17 protein-coding genes are annotated in these 21,577 nt (G+C 62.6%); 8 read left to right on the plus strand and 9 right to left on the minus strand.

Annotated elements, in window-relative coordinates:
• Window positions 1-209: 209 nt before the first annotated feature.
• The 8 genes from ACR0CU_RS14140 to nadC all read left to right on the plus strand — a co-directional run bounded on the left by ACR0CU_RS14140 (window position 210) and on the right by nadC (window position 9,062).
• Window positions 210-1,517 carry an extracellular solute-binding protein gene (locus ACR0CU_RS14140; protein WP_409233626.1) on the plus strand — a complete coding sequence of 436 codons (1,308 nt, stop codon included), beginning with the start codon at window positions 210-212 and terminating at the stop codon, window positions 1,515-1,517.
• 63 nt (window positions 1,518-1,580) lie between these two features.
• The gene (locus ACR0CU_RS14145; protein ID WP_093963282.1) at window positions 1,581-2,462 is read left to right on the plus strand and encodes an ABC transporter permease subunit; all 882 of its coding nucleotides are present in this window, start codon (window positions 1,581-1,583) and stop codon (window positions 2,460-2,462) included.
• Window positions 2,463-2,498: 36 nt separating this feature from the next.
• Window positions 2,499-3,383, plus strand: a complete 885-nt coding sequence (locus ACR0CU_RS14150; protein ID WP_170341801.1) for an ABC transporter permease subunit — start codon at window positions 2,499-2,501, stop codon at window positions 3,381-3,383.
• A 10-nt stretch (window positions 3,384-3,393) separates the two neighbouring features.
• Entirely contained in the window at window positions 3,394-4,434 is a 1,041-nt protein-coding gene (locus ACR0CU_RS14155; RefSeq protein ID WP_170359557.1) for an ABC transporter ATP-binding protein, read from the plus strand.
• Window positions 4,434-5,444: an endonuclease/exonuclease/phosphatase family protein gene (locus ACR0CU_RS14160; protein ID WP_480643357.1), complete on the plus strand. Its 1,011-nt coding sequence runs from the start codon at window positions 4,434-4,436 to the stop codon at window positions 5,442-5,444. Before ACR0CU_RS14155 ends, ACR0CU_RS14160 begins: the two co-directional genes overlap by 1 nt.
• Window positions 5,445-5,587: 143 nt before the next feature.
• On the plus strand, window positions 5,588-6,640 hold the full coding sequence (gene nadA, locus ACR0CU_RS14165) for a quinolinate synthase NadA (protein ID WP_480643292.1): 1,053 nt from the start codon (window positions 5,588-5,590) through the stop codon (window positions 6,638-6,640).
• 8 nt (window positions 6,641-6,648) lie between these two features.
• On the plus strand, window positions 6,649-8,241 hold the full coding sequence (locus ACR0CU_RS14170; RefSeq protein ID WP_170448012.1) for an L-aspartate oxidase: 1,593 nt from the start codon (window positions 6,649-6,651) through the stop codon (window positions 8,239-8,241).
• On the plus strand, window positions 8,214-9,062 hold the full coding sequence (nadC, locus tag ACR0CU_RS14175) for a carboxylating nicotinate-nucleotide diphosphorylase (RefSeq protein ID WP_170448015.1): 849 nt from the start codon (window positions 8,214-8,216) through the stop codon (window positions 9,060-9,062). Before ACR0CU_RS14170 ends, nadC begins: the two co-directional genes overlap by 28 nt.
• Before the next feature lie 7 nt (window positions 9,063-9,069).
• Here nadC and ACR0CU_RS14180 read toward each other — a convergent pair whose 3' ends face one another.
• The 9 genes from ACR0CU_RS14180 to ACR0CU_RS14220 form a co-directional block, all read right to left on the minus strand.
• The gene (locus ACR0CU_RS14180) at window positions 9,070-9,888 is read right to left on the minus strand and encodes a M90 family metallopeptidase (protein WP_170448018.1); all 819 of its coding nucleotides are present in this window, start codon (window positions 9,886-9,888) and stop codon (window positions 9,070-9,072) included.
• 41 nt (window positions 9,889-9,929) lie between these two features.
• Window positions 9,930-11,774, minus strand: coding sequence for an amidohydrolase (locus ACR0CU_RS14185; protein WP_480643294.1), 1,845 nt, complete (start codon window positions 11,772-11,774; stop codon window positions 9,930-9,932).
• Window positions 11,775-11,870: 96 nt separating this feature from the next.
• Window positions 11,871-12,602, minus strand: a complete 732-nt coding sequence (locus ACR0CU_RS14190) for an amino acid ABC transporter ATP-binding protein (RefSeq protein WP_480643296.1) — start codon at window positions 12,600-12,602, stop codon at window positions 11,871-11,873.
• A complete protein-coding gene (locus tag ACR0CU_RS14195; RefSeq protein ID WP_480643298.1) occupies window positions 12,602-13,435 on the minus strand; it encodes an amino acid ABC transporter permease in 834 nt (277 codons plus the stop codon). The genes ACR0CU_RS14190 and ACR0CU_RS14195 overlap by 1 nt, the downstream gene beginning before the upstream one ends.
• 1 nt (window position 13,436) lies before the next feature.
• The gene (locus ACR0CU_RS14200; protein WP_170448029.1) at window positions 13,437-14,252 is read right to left on the minus strand and encodes an ABC transporter substrate-binding protein; all 816 of its coding nucleotides are present in this window, start codon (window positions 14,250-14,252) and stop codon (window positions 13,437-13,439) included.
• A 105-nt stretch (window positions 14,253-14,357) separates the two neighbouring features.
• Window positions 14,358-15,773, minus strand: a complete 1,416-nt coding sequence (locus tag ACR0CU_RS14205) for an FAD-binding oxidoreductase (RefSeq protein WP_480643301.1) — start codon at window positions 15,771-15,773, stop codon at window positions 14,358-14,360.
• Between the two features lie 105 nt (window positions 15,774-15,878).
• The gene (locus ACR0CU_RS14210) at window positions 15,879-16,136 is read right to left on the minus strand and encodes a DUF4242 domain-containing protein (RefSeq protein ID WP_093963294.1); all 258 of its coding nucleotides are present in this window, start codon (window positions 16,134-16,136) and stop codon (window positions 15,879-15,881) included.
• Window positions 16,137-16,166: 30 nt separating this feature from the next.
• Window positions 16,167-19,727, minus strand: a complete 3,561-nt coding sequence (locus ACR0CU_RS14215; RefSeq protein ID WP_170448036.1) for an AAA family ATPase — start codon at window positions 19,725-19,727, stop codon at window positions 16,167-16,169.
• 88 nt (window positions 19,728-19,815) lie between these two features.
• Window positions 19,816-21,552: a SulP family inorganic anion transporter gene (locus ACR0CU_RS14220; RefSeq protein WP_480643359.1), complete on the minus strand. Its 1,737-nt coding sequence runs from the start codon at window positions 21,550-21,552 to the stop codon at window positions 19,816-19,818.
• Between the last annotated feature and the right edge of the window lie 25 nt (window positions 21,553-21,577).

The raw sequence follows: 21,577 nt of genomic DNA on the forward strand, positions 1-21,577 counted from the left end.
TTTCGCCTGTTCAGAGGGTTTCAACATTCTTGCAATGAATCGAATCTTTCATCAAACTGTCACGGTTGGAAGCTAGTGAACACGTGTGCACATTTTGCGAAAGGTGTCAGCCTTTTTCTGGATGTGAAATATGTCATCGGGGAAAATACCCCATAGTTTCCAGGGCTTTGGCCCGCCCGTAGGGGCGCAACATGAATCGGAGGAACTACATGATAAACGTCAAAACAGGTGCTGCTGCTGCCGCGTTCGCGATGATAGCGAATACGGTCTCGGCCGAAGTCGAGATTACGTGGTGGCACGCCATGGGAGGAGCCCTGGGTGACACCGTCAACCAGATTGCCGAGGATTTCAACGCGTCCCAGGACGACTACAAGATCACGCCGGTTTTCAAGGGCACATATGAAGAGACCCTGACCGCCGGCATCGCCGCATTCCGTGCGGGTGAACAGCCCAACGTCCTGCAGGTATTCGACGCCGGCGCCGCCACCGTGATTGGCGCTAAGGGCGCGACCGTTCCGGTTCAGGACCTGCTGGAGCAGAACGGCGTTGCGTTCGACATCGAGGACTATATCTCGGGCGTTCGCTACTTCTATGCCGACAGCGACGGCAAGATGATCGGGATGCCGTTCAACTCGTCCTCGCCCATCATGTATTACAACGTCGATGCGCTGGAAAAAGCGGGTGTGACGCCGCCGAAAACCTGGGAAGAGTTCCAGACCGTGACGGCGCCGGCGCTGAAAGAGGCCGGTTATATCGGCCTGTCGCAGTCGCATCTGCCCTGGATCTTCACCGAGAACTTCCATTCGCGCCACGACCTGCCGTTTGCCACCAACGACAACGGCTATGAAGGCGCTGACGGCACCAAGATTCTTGTCAACAACGACGCGATCAAGGCACACTTCAGCGCCGTCAAAGACTGGAAGGACAACGGGTTCTTCGAATGGTATGGCACCGGCTGGAGCGACAACCAGACCCCGTTCGAAGAAGGCAAGGTTGCCATCTGGCTGGGCTCGTCCGGTTCGTTCGGCGGCCTGTCCAAGAAGGACCTGCCGTTCGAGTTTTCGGCCACCTTCCTGCCCTATTGGGAAGCTGTGACCAAGGAACCCAAGCAGACCTTCATCGGTGGCGCGGCCCTGTTCGCGATGGCCGGCAAGAGCGACGAGGAAAACAAGGCCACCGCGGCATTCTTCGAGTTCCTGACCAAGCCCGAAACCCAGTACATGTGGCACCGCGAGACCGGCTATGTTCCGATCACCACCGCCGCCTATGAAATGGCAAAGGGCGATGGTCACTATGACCGTGCTCCGGCCGCCGAAGTCGGCATCAAGCAGCTGTCGCTGCCTGCTGGTGAAAACACCAAGGGCTATCGCATGGGCTTCTACGTCCAGATCCGCGACGTGATGAACCGCGAATATGGCCGGATCCTGACGGGTGAAACCTCGGTCGAGGACGCCTTCAAGGCAATCGAGGACGAAGCCAACGGTCTGCTCGAGCGTTTCGCAAAAACCCAGAGCTGATCCCACTCGCCAAGAAACGGGCGGTCGCAGAAGTGCGACCGTCCTCCCTTTTTCGGAGTTTTCATGAAACGCGCTGGTTTTTCCACTCGCTGGCTGCCGGTTCTTCTGCTGTTGCCGCAGCTGTTGATCATCGCGGTCTTTTTCTACTGGCCTGCCGCTCACGCGGTGCAGTCTTCGTTCTTCCTTCAGGATCCGTTCGGGTTTGGGTCGACCTTCGTCGGGCTGGACAACTACAGCGACCTTGCCGGGAATTCCGAGTATCTCAGCATTGCCTGGTTCACGGTGATCTTCACCGTTTTGGTCACGTTCTTTTCGCTGTCGATCGCGTTGTTGCTGGCCGTGAAGGCCGACAATGTGCTGCGCGGCGCCAAGACCTATCGCACGCTGCTGATGTGGGTTTACGCCGTGGCGCCGCCGGTGGCGGGGTTCATCGGCCTGATCCTGTTCAACCAGAGCTGGGGGCCATTGACCGAACTGGCGCGCTCGATCGGGTGGGATTTCAAACTGGGCGTGAATTTCAATGACACCGCCACCGCGATGGTTATCGTTTCGGTCTGGAAACAGGTTCCGGTGAACTTCATCTTCTTTCTGTCTGGCCTGCAATCGATCCCGCGATCGGTGCGTGAGGCGGCTTTGATCGACAACCGCTCATCCACGGGTCGGTTCTGGGACGTGACTTTCCCCCTGCTGGCGCCGACCGGGTTTTTCCTGCTGATCATCAATATCACCTACGCATTGTTTGATACTTTCGGTGTGATCGACACGATGGTGAAGGGTGAGCCGGGCAACAACCCGATGACGTTGGTCTACAAGGTCTATGTGGACGGCTTCCGCGGCAACGACCTGGGTGGCAGCTCGGCGCAGTCGGTCGTTCTGATGGTTCTGGTTCTGGCCCTGACGGTGTTCCAGTTCCGGCTGGTCGAGCGCCGCATCCACTACACGTAAGGAGGGCAGACAATGACCGAAGCACATACCCCTGCGATGGCGTCCGCCACTTCACCCACCCAAACGCGAAAGCGCGGCATCCGACTGTCCACGATCCTTGATCACACGATCCTGATCGTCGGATCGTTGTTCATGATGCTGCCGCTGCTGATGATCTTCCAGATGACGACCGTTCCGGATGTCGAGGTGATCAAAACCGGACCCAGCCTGACGATCGGGGACGAACTTGGCCCCAACTTCCAGAAGGCAATGTTTGAGGCCTCGGGCTTTTCCGGCCAGAACACGGGCATGAACATGCTCAAAAACTCGTTCATCCTGGGCATCGGTTTTGCCCTCGGCAAGATCATCATCGGCATGATGGCGGCCTATGCGATCGTCTATTTCCGGCTGCGCTTTGCCACGCTGGCTTTCTGGGTGATCTTCACCACGTTGTTGCTGCCGCTGGAGGTGCGCATTCTGCCCTCGTACGAAGTGGTGCAGAAGCTGGGGATGCTGAACACCTATCAGGGCCTCATCATCCCGCTGATCGCCTCGGCCACCGCCACGTTCTTCTTCAGGCAGTTCTTCCGCTCGGTTCCAGAAGAGTTGGTCGAGGCCGCGCGGATCGACGGCGCCGGCCCGGTGAAATTCTTCATCGACATCCTGGTGCCTCTGTCGCGTACGATGATTGCGGCGATGTTCATCATCATGTTCGTGTTCGGGTGGAACCAGTATTTGTGGCCCACGATGATCACCACCGAAGAGGACATGTTCACCCTGGTGCGCGGGATCAAGCAGATCACGCAGGTGCTGGAGGGCAACCGCATTCCCGAATACGGCCGGGCCAACCTGCTGGCGATAATCGCCATCATCCCCCCGGTCATGGTCGTCATCTTTTTCCAAAGCTGGTTCGTCAAGGGCCTGACGGAATCCGACAAGTAAGGCAGAATCAATGGCTCAGGTATCCCTGAAGAACATCCGAAAAATCTATCCCAACGGCGCCGAGGCGCTGACCCCGTCCAGTTTCGACATCGGTGATGGCGAATTCGTGGTTCTTGTCGGCCCGTCGGGCTGCGGCAAGTCCACTCTGCTGCGCATGGTGGCCGGCCTGGAAGAAATCACCGAAGGCGAACTGACGATCAATGGCCGCGTCATGAATGACGTTGACCCGGCCGATCGCGACATCGCCATGGTGTTCCAGAACTATGCGCTGTACCCGCATATGACCGTGCGCAAGAACATCGCCTATGGTCTAAAAAATCGAAAGACGCCCAAGGACGAAATCGACCGCAAGGTGGCCGAAGCCGCTTCGATGCTGAACCTGAACGAGTTTCTGGATCGAAAGCCCTCGCAGCTGTCGGGCGGTCAGCGCCAGCGGGTCGCCATGGGGCGGGCCATCGTCCGCGACCCGGCGCTATTCCTGTTCGACGAGCCGCTGTCGAACCTGGACGCCAAGCTGCGCAACCAGATGCGGATCGAGATCAAGGCGCTGCAGCGGCGTCTGGGGGTGACCTCGATCTACGTCACCCATGACCAGGTCGAGGCGATGACCATGGCCGACCGCATCATCGTGATGAACGCGGGCCGGATCGAACAGATCGGCACCCCGGCCGAGATCTATCACCGTCCAGCCTCGACCTTCGTGGCCAGCTTCATGGGCGCTCCGCCGATGAACCTGATCGGCGCACGTCTGGAGGGCGGCCGCGTGATGATCAACGGCGACACGGTGCTTGCCACGGCCGAAGGGTCTGGCGCGGTGACTGTAGGTGTGCGACCCGAAGATGTACTGATCGGGGCGGAGGGCTCGATCGCCTTTCACGTCGACATCATCGAAGAGCTTGGCGCGCACCGCCTGTTGCACGGGCGTCTGGCAGATCAGGAGTTCACGATCCACGTGGGCAAGGATGTCGAAGCCGCGCCGGGAGAAACGCGGATCTCACTCAAGCCCGACGCGATCAGCCTGTTCCACCCGGAAACCGGAAAAGCCCTGTGATCACGAACATCGTGTCGTCTTTGCAGCCGGTCTCGGATGATGTCCGAGACCGCATATTGGCAGCGCCGCGAACGGCCGAGGCGCACCGCGCCCTGATGGCGCAGACACCGGCGATGAACGCGGTGCAACTGGGCGGAAACGCAACCCGGGACGTTCTGGGTGCACGTTTCTCGGCTGCGGCTTGGAATGTGGAACGCTGCCTGTTCCCCGAAGAAAGCGCAGCCCACCTGGCGGCTGTGACCCCGGACATCGTGCTGCTGACCGAGGTGGACCACGGTATGTCCCGTACCGGTCAACGTCACACGACGGCAGAAATGGCCGACAAGCTGGGTATGGCCTACGCCTTTGGGGTGGAGTTCCACGAACTGGATCTGGGCGGTCCGACCGAGCGGGCCTTTTGCAAGGATGATTTCAACACCCTCGGGTGGCATGGGAACGCGATTCTGTCCTCGGTTCCGTTCAAACGCGTGGCCATGATCCGTCTTGACGACCATGGCCACTGGTTTGCGGCCGAGTCCGGGGCGTCGGATCCGCAACAACCGCGGCTGGGTGGCCGAATGGCGATTGCTGCAGAAGTCGCGACCGAGAACGGGCCTGTATGCGTGGTCTCCACCCATCTGGAAAGCAACGCCGCGGCCGCGCATCGTCATGCGCAGTTTCAGCTTCTGCTGGATGCGCTCGATGAGTTTGCGCCCGGGATGCCGGTGCTGATCGGTGGCGATCTGAATACCGGCAACCACCTGCCACCGGATTTCGACTGGCGTCGCGAAACCCTGTTTGCTCTGGCCGAGCAGCGCGGCTTTTCCTGGGAGTTCACGACCGAAGGCCACACCACCCGGCCCAGCCTGATCACGCCGCACCCGGACCGGGTGATGAAGCTGGACTGGTTCGCCGGCAAGGGGTTGATCTGCCTGGACCGGGGTCTGCTGTCGTCGCTGACCGCCGACGCCAAGCCGCTCTCGGATCATGACTGCGTCTGGTGCACGGTTGAGGTGCCTGACGCCGGGTGACTCCGGCCTGTCCGCGATATTTGGTCACGTGGCCCAATGCCCTGATGAATTTCGGGGCGTTTTTTCGCGGTTCGACTGTGGAAAACGGTTTGGAAACGCCATAAGAACGAGGCCACCTATTCAACAGGCGGAAAACCAGTCCAGTGTTTGACCTCCCCGCGCAGCGCGCGCATCTTGCCGAGAAATTCGATCTGACCCCGTCGCCCGAGCTGGCCGCTAGCATGAGCGACATCTACGCCCGCATGTCGCGTGTCGTCACGCCAGCGGATTGGGCGATCTACGCGCCCTATGTCAAGGCGATCAACGATCTGAAAGCCGAACGCAACGCGGTGATCCTGGGCCACAACTACATGACGCCCGAGATCTATCACGGCATTTCCGATTTCGTCGGCGACAGCCTGCAACTAGCCATCAAGGCGACCGAGGTCGAGGCCGACGTGATCGTGCAATGCGGCGTGCATTTCATGGCCGAGACCTCGAAGATTCTCAGCCCCGAAAAAACGGTTCTGATGCCCGACATGGAGGCCGGCTGTTCGCTGGCCGAGTCGATCACCGCCGAAGGCATCGCCGAGATGCGCCGCCGCTATCCCGGCGCGCCGGTCGTGTCCTATGTGAACACCACGGCCGAGGTGAAGGCGGCATCCGACATCTGCTGCACCTCGTCCAACGCGGCGCAGATTGTCGCGGCGATGGACAGCGACACGGTCATCATGACCCCCGACCAGTACCTGGCGCAGAATGTGGCCCGCGACGTGCCTCAGAAGAACGTGGTCTGGTGGGAAGGCTCGTGCATCGTGCACGAACAATACACGGCGCAGGACCTGCGTGAGTTCCGCGAATGGAACCCGGGCACCCGCCTGATCGCGCATCCCGAATGCCCGCCCGACGTGGTGGCCGAGGCCGACTTCTCGGGGTCCACCAGCGGCATCATCAATTATGTCACCGACGAACAGCCTGAAAAGGCGATGCTGATCACCGAGTGTTCGATGGCGTCGAACATCGCCGACGCGCTGCCGCAGGTCGATTTCGTCGGGCCCTGCAACATGTGCCCCTACATGAAGAAGATCACGCTGGAAAAGGTGCTGTATGCGCTCGATACCATGACCGGGCAGGTCGAAGTTGACCCCGACGTGGCGGAAAAAGCGCGCCTTTCGGTGCAGAGGATGATCGACCTGTCGCGCAAACTGGGAATTTGATTGGGGCGATGCAGACGATCTCGACCCCTCGGGTGGTCATCATCGGCGGCGGACTGGCGGCGGTCTATACCGCGCTCAAGCTTGCTCCGCATCCGGTAGTGATGATCTCGCCCGAGCCGCTGGGCTCGGGTGCCAGTTCGGCCTGGGCACAGGGCGGGGTGGCGGCCGCGATGGACCCGTCCGACAGCCCCGAAGCCCATGCCCGCGACACGATGCGCGCCGGCGCGGGGTCGGTCCTGCAGGAGGTGGCCGAGTTCGTCACCCGTGCGGCGCGGGATCACATTCTGGACCTGTCCGATCTGGGCACCGGGTTCGACCGGGACGCCGAAGGCGGGTTCATCCAGTCGCAGGAGGCCGCCCATTCGGTGGCCCGCGTGGTGCGTGTCAAAGGCGACCAGGCCGGTGCCGAGATCATGCGCGCCCTGATCGCCGAGCTGCGGCGGCGTGCTTCGGTCCAGGTGATCGAAGGGGCCTTGGCGGTGGGGCTGGAAAGCGACGGGGCCAAGGTCTCGGGCGTATATCTGGCGCCGACCGATGCGCCGGGGGCCGAACCGGTGCTGCTGCGCGGGGCGGCGCATGTGCTGGCCACGGGCGGGTCGGCGGGGCTTTTTGCCCGCACCACCAACCCGGCGCGCATCCGCGGGCAGGGGATCGGCATGGCCGCGCGGGCCGGGGCCCGGATCGCCGACGCCGAGTTCATCCAGTTTCACCCCACCGCGATCGACGTGGGCGAAGACCCGATGCCTCTGGCCACCGAGGCCTTGCGTGGCGAGGGCGCCGTACTGATCAACCGCCACGGCAAACGGTTCATGCAAGGCATCCACCCGGATGCCGAACTGGCCCCGCGTGATGTCGTGGCGCGCGCCGTCTATCTGGAAACCAAGGCCGACAACCGGCCCGCGCTGGATACGCGCGCAGCGATCGGCGCGGCGATCCGCAGTCAGTTTCCGGCGGTGACCGAGGCCTGCCTGCGCAACGGTGTCGACCCTGTGACCGAAACGATCCCGGTAACCGCGGCGGCGCATTACCACATGGGCGGCGTGGCCACCGACCTGAACGGCCGCAGTTCTCTGACCGGGCTCTGGGCCTGTGGCGAGGCGGCCTCGACCGGGTTGCACGGGGCGAACCGGCTGGCGTCGAACGGTCTGCTCGAGGCGCTGGTCTTTGCCCGCGCCTGCGCCCGAGACATTGCCGGCACCCTGACGGTGGCCGACGCACCCGAGGTGCGGCTGTGCCTGCCATCGGGCGGCTCCGAACCCGAGCCCCAAGCCGTAGCCGACCTGCGCCAAGTCATGACCGATGGCGTGGGGGTGGTGCGCGACGCGAACGGGCTGCGCCGCGCATTGGGCCGGATCGCCGTGCTGGAGTCGCTGCACGGCCGGTCGCGCCTGTTCCGAAACATGACCGCGACCGCCACGCTGATCGCGGCAGCAGCGCTGATGCGCACCGAAAGCCGCGGCGCGCACTATCGGTCGGATTGTCCGGTTACGGCCGAAGGGCCGGGGCGGCGGTCTGATCTGACATTGGACGAGGCCGTGGCGCTGCGGTCGAAAATCTTCAAGGAAACCGCAAAATGCATCATGCCACTGTCCCCGACCTGATCCTCGAACCGATGGTCCGCGCTGCGCTGTCCGAGGATCTGGGCACCTGCGGCGACATCACCACCCGTACCGTGATCCCAGCGGACGTGACCTACGCCGCGCGGCTGAACGCGCGCGAGGATGCGGTTGTGTCGGGCATGCAGGTGGCGGCCCTGGCGTTCCGGCTGGTGGACCCGACGCTGAAGATCACGCCGCTGGTGGCCGACGGGGACCGTTGCACCAAGGGCCAGACCCTGTTGGAGATCACCGGCAGCGCGGCTTCGATCCTGTCCGGCGAACGCGTGGCGCTGAACTTTGCCGGTCGTCTGACCGGGGTGGCGACCCTTACCGCCGGGCTGGTGGCGCAGACCGCCGGGACTAGGGCGCGCATCACCTGCACCCGCAAGACCACGCCGGGCCTGCGGATCGTCGAGAAACTGGCCGTGCTGCATGGCGGCGGGTTCAATCACCGCCATTCGCTGTCCGACGCGATCCTGATCAAGGACAACCACATCGCCGCCGCCGGCGGGGTGCGCGCGGTGCTGGACGCGGTCAAGGCGCGGGCGTCGCACATGATGAAGGTCGAGATCGAAGTGGACCGGCTGGACCAGCTGGCCGAGGTTCTGGAAACCGGCGGCGCCGATGTGGTGCTGCTGGACAACATGACGCCCGACATACTGGCCGAGGCCGTGGCGATGGTAGGCGGACGTCTGGTGACCGAGGCGTCGGGCAATGTCACCGTGGACACGGTGGCCGAGATCGCGGCCACCGGGGTCGATTACATCTCGTCCGGGGCGCTGACCCATTCCTATCGGACAGTCGATCTGGGTCTGGATTTCTGATCACGGATCACGATGGTTTCGGCCATTCGAATGGATCCAGCCGGAAGTATCGGGACAGCTGTCCGTAGAATTCGGGCGCGGTTTCCCTGAGGGCCTCGGGGCGTTCGAAGAACAGCTCGACCGTGACGGCAAAGAACTCTTCGTGTCCCGTGGCGCCATAGGGGTCGATCACAGTGCGCCGGCCTGTCTCGACCGCGTGCAGATGCGCGTCATACGCGGCCAGAAAAACACGTTCCCACTCGGCATAGCTTTGACCCTTGGCCAGTACGGGCACGCCGTTGGTGCCGCCGGACAGATCATCCAACTGATGCGCGAATTCATGAAACACGACGTTGTGTCCGTCATGATCGTTTGCCGCGCCCTGCCGGCTGTGCGCCCAGGACAGGATCACCGGCCCCCGATCCCAGCTTTCGCCGGTTCGGATGACCTCTTGTTCGGTCACGACATAGCCGCTGTGCCGCTGTTGGCGGGACTTGAAGGCATTGGGATAGATCAGGACCGTCGTCAGATTGTCGTACCATTGGTCCGAGTTGACGACCAGAAGGCAGGCTTGTGCTGCGATCGACAGACGCATCTCGTCCGTGACCTCCAGCCCGTCGCAGCCGATGAAATCGACCTGATTCAGGAACAGGTTGATCTTGCCTTCCAAAGTGGCGCGCAGCTTGGCCGGCAAACGCTCGAGGATCGGCACCATCGCATGGATGGTCCGCCGCTCCTCATCGCTCAGCGGTGTTTGCAGCAGCTCGGCCCTGGCCCTGGACTTCGACCAGAAATACCAAGCCACCAGACCGGCGATTGCCGCAACAAGGATCAGAAAAAGCACCATGTGGCGACGGTATCTCTATTGCCCCACCTCGGAAAGCCTATTCATTCGGTCGAGGGCTGCGTGAAGTCCACCAGCCAAGGCCGTTCGACATCCATGCCCTGATACAGAGCATGCAGCAGCAGATGTGCCGTCACCGGGTCGGGGGCAAGGGGGCGTCGGTCCAGTCGCCCCTCCTTGACCGCCGTATCGGCGTCGAAGGTCACCGCATCCTCTTTGATGGTGGTCACCACACGAAGCTGGGCAAGCGTTTCGGGGTCAACCGCGGTCGGGTCATCCGAAAGGATCACGAAATCGGCCAGTTTGCCCACCTCGATCGATCCCTTCTGGTCTTCCTCGAAATGCTGCCATGCCGGCCAGATCGTCATCGCCTTGAGCGCCGTCATCACATCGACCCGTTGATGCGGGCCCAGGATGTCGCCAGATCGGGTGCGCCGGGTGACCGTCGCGGCCAGAACCCGCATGCTGTCGGGAAACGCCACGGGCGCGTCGTGATGCGTACCGAACATCATGCCGCGTTCCGTCACCCAACCGGTGGGCGAGATGTTGTCCGCATTGACCGGCCCGACCGTGTGGTCGCGGTGCCAATCGCCCCAGTAGAAGGTGTGCATCGGAAACAGCGACGGGAACACGCCCAATCGTTTGAGGCTGGCCACCTGATCCTCGCGCAGGAACTGACCGTGCACCAGAACCGGCCGGTTGCCCGGATCGCCATAGGTCAGCCGCGCCTCGTCGATGGCAGCGATCAGCATGTCCGTGGCCCCCTCGCCATTGGAATGGGTCAGGATCTGGTGGCCGTTCTCGAAACACCAGTTCACCGCATCCTGCAACTGTTCGCGGTTGATGGCGGCGTATCCGGCATAGCCGGGCGGGTAATCCCCGACCGGATCGTAATAGGGCCGATCCCGCAACGCGGTAAATCCCTGCGGCGAACCGTCGATTGTCAGCTTGCACCCGCCGACTCGCACCCGGTCGGCATAGCTGCGCGAGGCGTCCGACGCGATGAAATCGCGTGATTCCAGAACGTCGGGAAAGGCCACGACGTCGATCGGAAGGTCGCCGTCCGCGGCCACCCGGCGCAGGGCTTGAACCGCCGCGCCCGAGGTGCGCCCCTCTTGCGCGGTGGTGTAGCCAAAGCGCGCCCACATCCGGCTGCCGGCGCGCGCGAAAGTCTGCAGCCCGTCTTCGCCGACACTGCCAAGCAGGGGCACCAAGGCGCCGAAAAATGCGTATTCCTCCAACACGCCGTTCGGCTTGCCGGCCTCGTCCTTTCGGATCACACCTCCGGGCGGGTTCTCGGTTTCTGCGGTGATCCCGGCCAGTTCAAGTGCCTTGGAATTGCCCACCCCCAGATGGCCCGATTGGTGGATGATCATGATCGGAACGTCGCGCGATACCGCGTCCAGTTCGGAACGGGTAGGGTGGCGCAGTTCGGCCAGTTGTGCGTTGTCATAGCCAAAGCCGATGATCATCCCCATCGCTTTGACCGTGTCACCATTGGCCTCGGCCCACGCGGACAACGCCGCCTGCAGGCTGGCAATGTCGGTGACCTTGCCATCCGGTGGGGCCAGCAGGTTCGCCGACAAGGCTTGCAAACCGCCCATGACCACGTGGCCGTGGCTGTCGACAAAACCGGGCAGCATTGCGCGCCCGTCCAGATCAAAGATCGTTGTGTCGTCGCCCTGGTGGCTGCGCATCTCGGCCAGTTCACCTACCGCGATGATCCGCCCATCCCTGACCGCGACCGCCTGTACCGTGGGCCTGGCGTCATCGATCGTCAGTATCGGACCACCGGTATAGATCGTGTCCGCGATCTGTTGGGCCAAAGCCATGTTGCCGAGGGTCAGACCGGCAGCAACGCTCACGGCAGACAGGGACAAAAGACGCATTCCGAACCTCCAGCAGCATATGGCAATGCGCTGGAGTCTAGCACGAAGTTGGCGTCCGGCCCGTGCAATGTTGAATTGCTGATCCGACGTCGGCGTTTACTTGAGCGCGCGCGCCAGGAATTGCCGTGTGGCGTCCTGCTGCGGGTGGTCGAACAGCTGCTCGGGCGGGCCTTCCTCGACGATGCGGCCGTTCTGCAGGAAACACACCTTGTCTGCGGCCTGCCGGGCAAAGCCCATCTCGTGCGTGGCCATCACCATCGTCATGCCCTGCTGTTTGAGCATCAGCAGCACGTCCAGAACCTCGCCCACCAATTGCGGGTCCAGAGCCGAGGTGATCTCGTCGAACAGCATAACCTCGGGCTGCATGGCCAATGCGCGAACGATGGCGACGCGCTGCTGCTGCCCGCCCGACAGCTGGTCGGGATAGTTGAGCATCCGGTCGGCAAGCCCGAAGCGTTCGAACATCTCTTCGATCTGGGGCAGCAGCTCGGCGCGCGTGCGGCCGCGCACGCGGCGCGGCGCCAGCATCACGTTGTCCAGCGCCGTCATGTGCGGGAACAGGTTGAAGCTCTGGAACACGATGCCGATGCGCGCGCGCACCGATTGCGGATCCAGACCCGGCACCGAAATGTCGATCCCGTCCAGCAGAATCTCACCATCCTCGATCGGCTCGAGCAGGTTGATGCAGCGCAGAACGGTAGATTTGCCCGCCCCCGAAGCGCCGATCAGGCAGACCATCTGCCCCTCGTCAACGGTCAGGTCGATGCCGTCGCAGACGGTGCGGTCGCCAAAGCGTTTGACGACGTTGCGCAGGTTCAGTTTCGACATCAACGCCGCTCCCTCATCTGCTTGGCCATGAGGTGGTCGGCATAGCGCGTCGCCGGGATGGTCACGATCAGGAAGATGATCGCCGCGCCCACGTAAGGCGTGAAATTGGCCAGCAGCGATTTGAACACGCCGGCCTGGCGGAAGATCTCGACCGGGCCGATGAAGCTGAGCAGCGACACGTCCTTTTGCAGCGCGATCAGCATGTTCATCTGCGACGGCACGACGTTGCGGACGGCCTGAGGCAGCACCACGTCGCGCATCACCTGGCCTTCGGTCAGGCCCAGCGACAGGGCGGCGGCGCGCTGGCTGTGATGCACGCTGTCGATGCCCGAGCGGAAAATCTCGGCCACATAGGCCGAATAGGTCAGGATCAGCGCCAGCGACCCCCAGATATAGGGCGAGTTCCATGGCCGGGTCAGGCCCAGCCCGGGAATGCCGAAGCCGATCAGATAGACGGTCAGGATCACAGGCACGCCACGGAAGATGTCGGTGAAAGCCGCGCCGAAGATGCGCAACGGGAACAGCGCGGGTGATTTGGTGTCGCGGGCCAGCGCGATCAGCAGCCCCAACACCGCGATCGCGGGCGCCGACCAGGCAAAGATCATCACGTTGATCTTGAAGGCTTCAAGCAGCTTCGGGAAGGTCTTGACCAGCACCTCGCCGTTGAAAAAGCTCTGCTGGACCTTGGCCCAGCCCGGCGCCAGCGGTACCAGCACGATCAGCGCCACGACGACCAGAACGGTGCTGGTCGCGGCGATCCGGATCGACCGCCGCCGCTGCTGCGCCTCAAAAAGTTCGCGGCGGGTCGGGCCCGCCGTTCTGTTTCCTGTCATGTCACTTTATCAGCGGAACGCCCGTCGTGTCCTGCAGCCACTTGGCCTCGATCTCGGCCAGCTTGCCGCTTTCAGTCAGCGCGGCGATGGCCGCATCCACGCAGGATTTCAGCGGGTTGCCTTCCTCCATCAGCATGCCGAACTGGTCGGGGTTGTCGCCTTGATCGGCAGGGAACTGGCCAATCACCTTGGACCCTTCGATCATCACTGCGCTCAGGAACAGGGCGGTAGGCAGGTCGAACAGCGCAGCGTCGATCTGGTTCGCGGTCATGGCTGCGTTCACATCGGCATTGTCGCCATAGAGCAGCGGGTCGGCATCCGGCTGGATCACGCTGGCCAGTTTCGGCACGGCGGTGGTCGACCCGACCGCGCCCCATTGAAGGCCCTTCAGCGCCTCGAGCGTGGGCGGGGTGTCAACTGCGTTTGCGCTGACCAGAACCGCCATCGGTGCGGTGTAGTAGGGGGCCGAGAAATCAACGACCTGATCGCGTTCGGGCGTGATCGAGTATTGCTGGATGTTCACGTCGAAATTCTTGGCGCCGGGCTGGATCGCTTCGTCAAAGGACGACCGGACCCAGACCACGTCATCCGCGGCAAAGCCCATCTCTTCGGCCACGGCATAGGCGATGGCGGCTTCAAAGCCCTGACCGGACTCGGGCGCGTCGTCCATCACCCACGGGTAATAGGCCGGGTTTCCGGTGGCCACCGTGAACTTGCCCTCGGTCAGGGTCTTGCCCGCGGCGCAATGCCCGTCCGCAAGGGCCGAAGTTGCGGTGAACGCAAGGGTTGCGGCCGCGATCGAAAGCATCTTGGACATGAGTCTGGGTCTCCTGTTGGGAATGTCGGGCCCACGGTAGTGTTGCCCGCCGACCCTGTCCAGTTGGTCGCGGTCTATGCCAGACACCGCAAGAAGTTCAAGCCGTCACGCGGGTGGAATGTTGTGGTTCACCCGGAACAGGTTGCCGGGATCGTACCGCCCCTTGATGCGCGACAGCTGCGTGGCATTGGCCCCGTAGGCGCCGGACAGGTGATCGGCCTCGTCCGCTGGCATGAAATTGACATAGGCACTGCCGGTTGCATGCGGCGTCATGCGGCCATAGAGCGCGCGCGCCCAGGCGATGCAGGTGTCATCCTTGGCCGAATCTTCCCAACGGGTGTGCACGTTCATGATGAAATGGGCCGAGCGTTGCGGATAGGCTGTCGCCGCAGCCTCGACCCGGGCCATCGCACCGCCGACATGGGCAATGAACACCTCGCAGGACGGATCCGGAAGTGTCGAGATACTGTCCAGAAGCCCTGCGATTGCATCCGCGGGCAAGGTATCAAAATCGTGACTTTTCCAATAGTTTCGCGCGCCGGGGGTCAGCAGGGGGTCAAAAGCGGCCTGCCAGTCGACGAAGGCGTGCGGCGAGATCACGTCCACGATCGGGTCCCCGAGGGCGCGCAGCGGCTCCATCGCGGCTTCGCCGTTTTCGATGGGACCTGCATAGCAGGCGGCAAAGATCAGCACCTCGCGCCCGTGCCAGTCTTCGGGAAGGAAGGGCAGGGGAGGGGCCTTGCGCATCACCGTCCAGACCGTCAACTCGTCAGGCGCAGTGTCGGCGATCCGCGCGTATTCGGGCAGCAGAGCGGGGCCCTGCTCGATCGGATGCACCACAAGGCCGGACAACACCTGCGGCCCCAGCGGGTGCAGGCGGAACTCGAACGAGGAGACCACGCCGAAATTGCCGCCACCGCCGCGAATGGCCCAGAACAGGTCCGGGTGGCTGTTTTCCGATGCGGTCACGATCGAGCCATCGGCCAGCACCACCTCGGCCGAGATCAGGTTGTCGATGGTCATACCGAACTTGCGCGTGGTCCAGCCAAAGCCGCCACCCAGTGTCAGCCCGGCGATCCCGGTGGTCGAGTTGATGCCCGTCGGAACCACCAACCCGTGCGCCTGCGTCTCTCGGTCCACGTCACCCAACACCGCGCCCGGCGCCACACGCGCGGTGCGCGCTTTCGGGTCGACATGCACCGATTTCATCTGCGACAGGTCCAGCATCACCGCATCATCGGCTACCGCATGTCCGGCGATCTGGTGACCGCCCGATCGGACGGACATGATCAGCCCTGCCTCGCGCACGAAATTCACGGCCTTTTGCACATCGCTGGCCCCGAGCGCCCGGATCACAAAGCCGGGTTTGCGGTCGACGATGCTGTTCCAGGTGGTGCGGGCACTATCGTATTCGGGGCTGCCGGGAAGAAAGACGGATCCACGCAGCGACGCGTCCAAAGCGTCCAGCGCTTCTTGGTCCACGGTTTTGGTGCTGCCGTTCAGCGTTATCAGGTCAAACATGATCAGTCCTCCAGATCAGGTGGACAGGTTTCCTGCGGTGCTGCCTCGGGCAATGGGTTGCGCGCCCCATTCGAGCGAAGGGCGCGCAATGCAAATTGGGTCGCTTCAGGCGAAGATGCCGGGATCGATCCGATCAACTGGCGTGATGACGTCAGCCGGAATGTTCAGACGCTTTGCCGCCTTGCGCAGGCTTTCCGCGTCCGGCGCCTCGTACAGGCAATAGGTTTTTCGCTTGTCCGCGCTCAGGAACGAGAAAATCCACTCGATCCCTTCTTCGTCGTTGATTTCCTTGATCTTTACCTTGTCATCGTCGCCAAGCTCAAGCTGTTCGGCGAAGTTCCGTTCGATGATGTACCTTGGCATTATGCACCCCCCTGCGCATGTGCTCGGAGTCTAAGACGCGGATCCTTCAAGTTTTGACCTAAGGGAAACCATACCCAATTCCCGGGCAGTTGCCAACGCTTCGGCCTCAAGCGACAGGGCCGAGCGCAGATCCTGAGCGCGACCGCGACGGCGAAGAGCCCAGGCGCGCGCGGCTTGGCTGTGGGCGATCCACGGCGGCGCGGCCATCGCTGTGTCCACTTGGATCGCGGTTTCGAACAGCTCGTCGGCGGTGTCCCAATCACCCAACACGGCGGCCAGCGCTCCCAGCCGCCGGGCCGCGGATCCGGTGCAGACGGTTGTCGCGCCGGCCGTGATCGTCAGGTCCCTATAGGGCAGCAGCTTGTCGATCAGCGTTTGGGCATGGTGCGTGTTCTCGACTGCCACGCAGATATCCGCCAGGTAGGACAGGGTGGTCGAGTACATCGCGTCCTGAGGCAGGTCAAAACCGGTGTCCGCGATCTCATTGAGAATACGCTCGGCGGGCTCGCGAAACCCCAGTTCGGCGGCTATCAGGCCGAATCCGGGTTTCCAGCTGGTTTCGCCGGGACTGTCGGACATGAGCCGTTTGATCACAGGGGCCACTTCATGCAACCGGGCCTGCTCGCGCCGGATGGTGAACATCTGAACGCCGTAGACACCCTCGACATGGGCGCCGTGTGTCTGCCGCCCGATTTTGACGGCTTCGCTCGCATAGGTCTCGGCGCGTTCGAAATTGCCATCCAGGATGGCCACCATTGCACGGGCATGGATCTGGACCCAGTACAGCTGTCGGTGGTTGTCCTTGTCCGAAATCTCGGTCAGCAGTTTCAACGAGGTGTCGACCAACTGGCGGTCCGCCATCTCGGCACCGACAAACAGGCTGAGGGTACGGTCGCGACCCTGATCGATGTTTCCAAGCTTTTCCGCAACTTCGTGCATGGATTCGAGGTTCTTGCGCCAGTTCAGCCGATCTTCGCCCTGGCGCGCCACGAAAGGAGCGCCGAAGCGGGTCATCATGACGGCGAACCGGGATTTGTGATCCCCCAGCCGGGCGGCCAGTTCCATGCATTGCTGGCCATATTTGGTGCCCTCGGCAAAGTCGCCGATGAACATGTAGGCGCGGGCGATCTGGGCCATCAGACGACACCGCCGAACCTCATCTGTCGGCGGCAGGCTGTCCAATGCCTCGAGGCACAGGCTGATCGCCTGGCCGTGCCTTTGGCCGGCCATCATGCATGAATCGGCGAAGTGATGTGCCGCGTCGGCAGCAAGGTCCGTCCGGCCTGAGTGCCGGGCGGCGTCCGAAGCCTCCTTCAGTTTGGCGATGCCTTCCGGCAACCTGCCTGCGCTGTCGTAGCTGCGCCCAAGCAGCAGGTTTCCAACGATCGTCTGAGGGCTTTTTTCGTCGCCGAGTTTTTGCGCGGCCTTCAGGGTTTCCGTCGCATTGGCCAGGGCTTCCTGGCTGGCCGACCGTGACAGGGCCATTTCTGTCGCCGCGCGCCACCGGTCATAGGCGGCAGCCCAGTCTTCGGCCTCGGTCAGGTGCCGGGCGGCCAACTCGGGGCGTCGTTCAATCTCGGCCGACCGCAACTTCATCAGCGCGCGGGCGACATTGGCGTGTTGGGCCTTGCGTGTGCTGCTGAGCATGGACTGATAGGCGGTGTCCCTGATCAACGCATGGCGGAATACATAGTGCCCTTTGTGGTGCCCGCTTTCAAAGACCAGACCAGCGCGACACAGCTCAGCCAGACAAGTGTCGAGCTCTGCCGGGGCTTCCGGCATCGACGCGGCAAGCAGAACCGGTTCGAACTCGCGCCCGATAACGGACGCGGCAAGAGCCGTTTGTTTGGCGTCGGGCGATACGGCGTCCAACCGGGCCATCAACGCTCCGCTCAGGGACGAGGGCACGTTCACACCGACCCCGCCGGTTTCGTGTATGGCGCGTGTCAGTTCCTCGACAAAAAGCGGCACGCCGTCGGTTTTGTCGACAATCAGGTCGACCAATTCCGGATCCGGATCGCGGCCCGAGACACGTTGCACCAGATGGGCGACCTGCTCGGCATCAAGCCGCCCCAGATGCAGGGTTTGGACATGGCTGTCCCCTTCGGTCTTCTGCATTTCCCAGCCGGGGCGATGCGTGATCACGATCAGAAGGGGAAGGTCGACGCACAATGCTTTGAAACGGTCCAGCAACGCGTGGGTCGAAGCGTCGATCCAATGGGCATCCTCGACAAACAGGATGACCGGACGTTGGACGGCGCGGGCCTTTACCGTGGTGATCAGCGCTTGGATCGTCAGGTCTCGCTGTTCCTGGGGCGACAGTTGCAGGACCTGCTGGGCCAAGGTGCTGCGCGGGGCGACCAAAGCGGCGAAGGCAGGTAGAACAAGGTCCAGATCCAGTCCTTGCCGCTGGGCCAGCATGTCGTGAACACTCTCCTGCACCCTGTCGTCGTCAAAATCCGGGTCGACGCCCGCATCCTGAGAAATCCGTTCGGCAACCGGGTGAAACGGGCTGCTGGTCAGATAGGGTGAGCAGTTCAGTCTGATGATGTCGGCCTTTTGGACCACACTTTCGTCCTGCAGAAACTCCTCGATCAGGCGCGACTTGCCGATTCCCGCTTCGCCTGACAGCAGGACTACTTCGCCTTTGCCGTCCTGCGCGTGATTCCAGGATTGCAGAAGGATGCCCTTTTCAAAACTGCGGCCGATCAGGAACCCGTGGGCACCATCCCCGCGAACCGCATGGAACCGGCTTTCGGCGCTGCGCTCACCCATGACCTGAACCAGGTCGTGGGCGACATCGAAGCCTTTCAGGGGCACGCTGCCCAAGGATGAAACCTCGAACACGCCATCCAACGACCCTGTCAGGTCTGCACAGGGCATGACGACGGCGTTTGCCGGGGCTTTTTCCTGCAACCTGGCGGCCAAGTTCAACACCGGTCCGGTCATGGCGCCTTCTTCGAACGAGTTTTCACCGATCGCGTCACCGACAACCACGTCGCCGCTGGCGATGCCGATGCGCACGGCGAGTGGAGTTCCGTCGGGCGTCGTCATCTGCCGGACCCTTCGCACGGCTTCGAGGCCAGCTTTGACGGCCCGAATGGCGTGATCCTCATAGGCGCGGGGCCACCCGAAAAAGACCAACAGCCCGTCGCCAAGGTATTTTGCGACATATCCTCCATACCGGCTGACAGCACCTGCAACGGAATCCTGGTATCGCTGCAACAGGATCCGCATGTCTTCGGGGTCGATCCGGTTGGTCAATTCGGTCGAGCCGACGAGGTCGGCAAAAAAGACCGTCAGATGGCGCCGCTCGGCCGGAGCACGCGACGGTTGCCCATCCGTGTCGGGCCGTATTTCGGCTGCGGCTGCTGCGATGTCAGATGTTGGCTGCTCGGGCGTTTGTTCATCAGACAGGACGCGGGCGGCAGCCAGAATGACCTTGCGGTGTCCGAGGCTGACTCCAAGCTCTCGGAGATCGTCATTGGTCAGCAGAGGCAATACGCGTGCATCAACGTCATTTTCCGCAAAGGTCTCTGCGTATTGGCCCAGACCAAGATCGTTCAGCCATGTTTTGACCGTGAACCCCATTGACGGATCATGCGTGGTTGCAATTCGTCAATCAAGCGTGAGGAATAAACTTTACATAATCATGATTACGCGAACAAGGGATCAGAACTCATTCCGCGGCCCACGTGATCCGGTCAGGCGCGGTCAGTCTTTGCCAAGCGTCATATTGCGACAGAAACACCTGCCCGTTCAAAGCATCGAGGAAATGCGACTGCTTCAGTCGGTCCATGACCGGGCCTTTGACCTCGCTCAGGTGCAGGCCGACGCCCATGTCGCGCAGGCGGTGGTTGATCGCCTCAAGGCTTTCGAGCGCCGAGAAGTCGACCTCGTTCACCGCCGAGAACATCAGTACCACGTTGCGGATCTCGCAACCCTCGGTCACGCGAGACTGGATCAGATCCTCGAGGAAGCGGGCATTCACGAAATATAGACTTTCATCCACCCGCAGCGTGACCAGCGTGGGGTCGGTCTGGACCTTGTGGCGCAGGATGTTGCGGAAGTGCTGAGTGCCCGGCACCAGCCCCAGTTCGGCCACATGTGGACGTGAAGTCTTGTAAAGATGCAGAAGGATCGAGATTGCCACGCCGCTGGCAACACCCGCTTCGACACCGGCCATCAGGGTCAGGACGATTGTGGCGGCGACGGCGGTGAAATCGGCGCGCGAATAGCCCCAGGTCTTTTTGAGGATTGAAAAATCCACCAGGCTGAGCACCGCCACGATGATCGTCGCGGCCAGCGTCGCCTTGGGCAAGAAATAGACAAGCGGGGTCAGGAAGAGTGCGGCAACCGCCAGCCCAACGGCGGTGAAGGCACCGGCCGCCGGGGTCTCGGCGCCCGCGTCGAAGTTCACCACCGAGCGCGAGAACCCACCGGTGACCGGAAAGCCCCCGGTGAACGCGGCGCCCAGATTGGCCGCGCCCAGTCCGATCAGTTCCTGATCGGGGTCGACGCGCTGACGTTTCTTGGCCGCAAGCGTCTGCGCGACCGAGATGCTTTCGACAAAGCCGATGATCGAGATCAGGATGGCGGGCACCAGCAGCGCGCCGATCAGGTCTGAGGACAGCCCCGGCAGGGTCAGCGGAGGCAGGCTCTGGGGCACCTCGCCCACGATCTTGACGCCGCGCGCGTCCAGCCCGAAGGCCCAGACCGCCATCGTGGTTGCCACTACCGCCACCACAGGCCCGGCCTTGGTCAGCACATCGGCCAAAAGCGGCGGCACCCCCATGCGCCGCAGCGCAGGTTTGAGGTTCTTGCGCACCCAGAACAGGAACGCCGTGGCCAGTGCGCCGATCACCACCGTAATCCCGCTGGTCTGGTCCAGATGCGCAAAGATCGAGCCCAGCATCTCGGGCAGAGTATGCCCATGCGCGCTGACCCCCAGGATGTGTTTCAGCTGGCTGGTGGCGATCAAGATGCCCGAGGCGGTGATGAAGCCCGCGATCACCGGATGAGACAGGAAGTTGGCCAGAAAACCCAGCCGCAACACGCCCAGCAACACCAGGAACCCGCCCGACAGAAAGGCCAGTGTCAGCGCCGCCACCGCATAGCCTGCGGTGCCCTGTTCAGCCACCTGCCCCACGGCGGATGCGGTCAGCAGCGACACCACCGCCACCGGACCCACCGCCAGCGCCCGGCTGGTGCCGAAGATCGCATAAAGGATGATCGGCACGATCGAGGCATAGATCCCTGCCTCGGGCGGCAGCCCCGCCAGCAGCGCATAGGCCAGGGATTGAGGAATCAGCATGATCGTCACGATCACCGCGGCGATCAGGTCATTGGACAGCGCCGCCCGGTCATACCGGCGGCCCCAATCCAGAATTGGCAAGTATCGCAACAGGTTGTGCATCGATTCCACGTTCAAGAGGGCACAG

The organism is Ruegeria sp. BC2 (assembly GCF_056539245.1).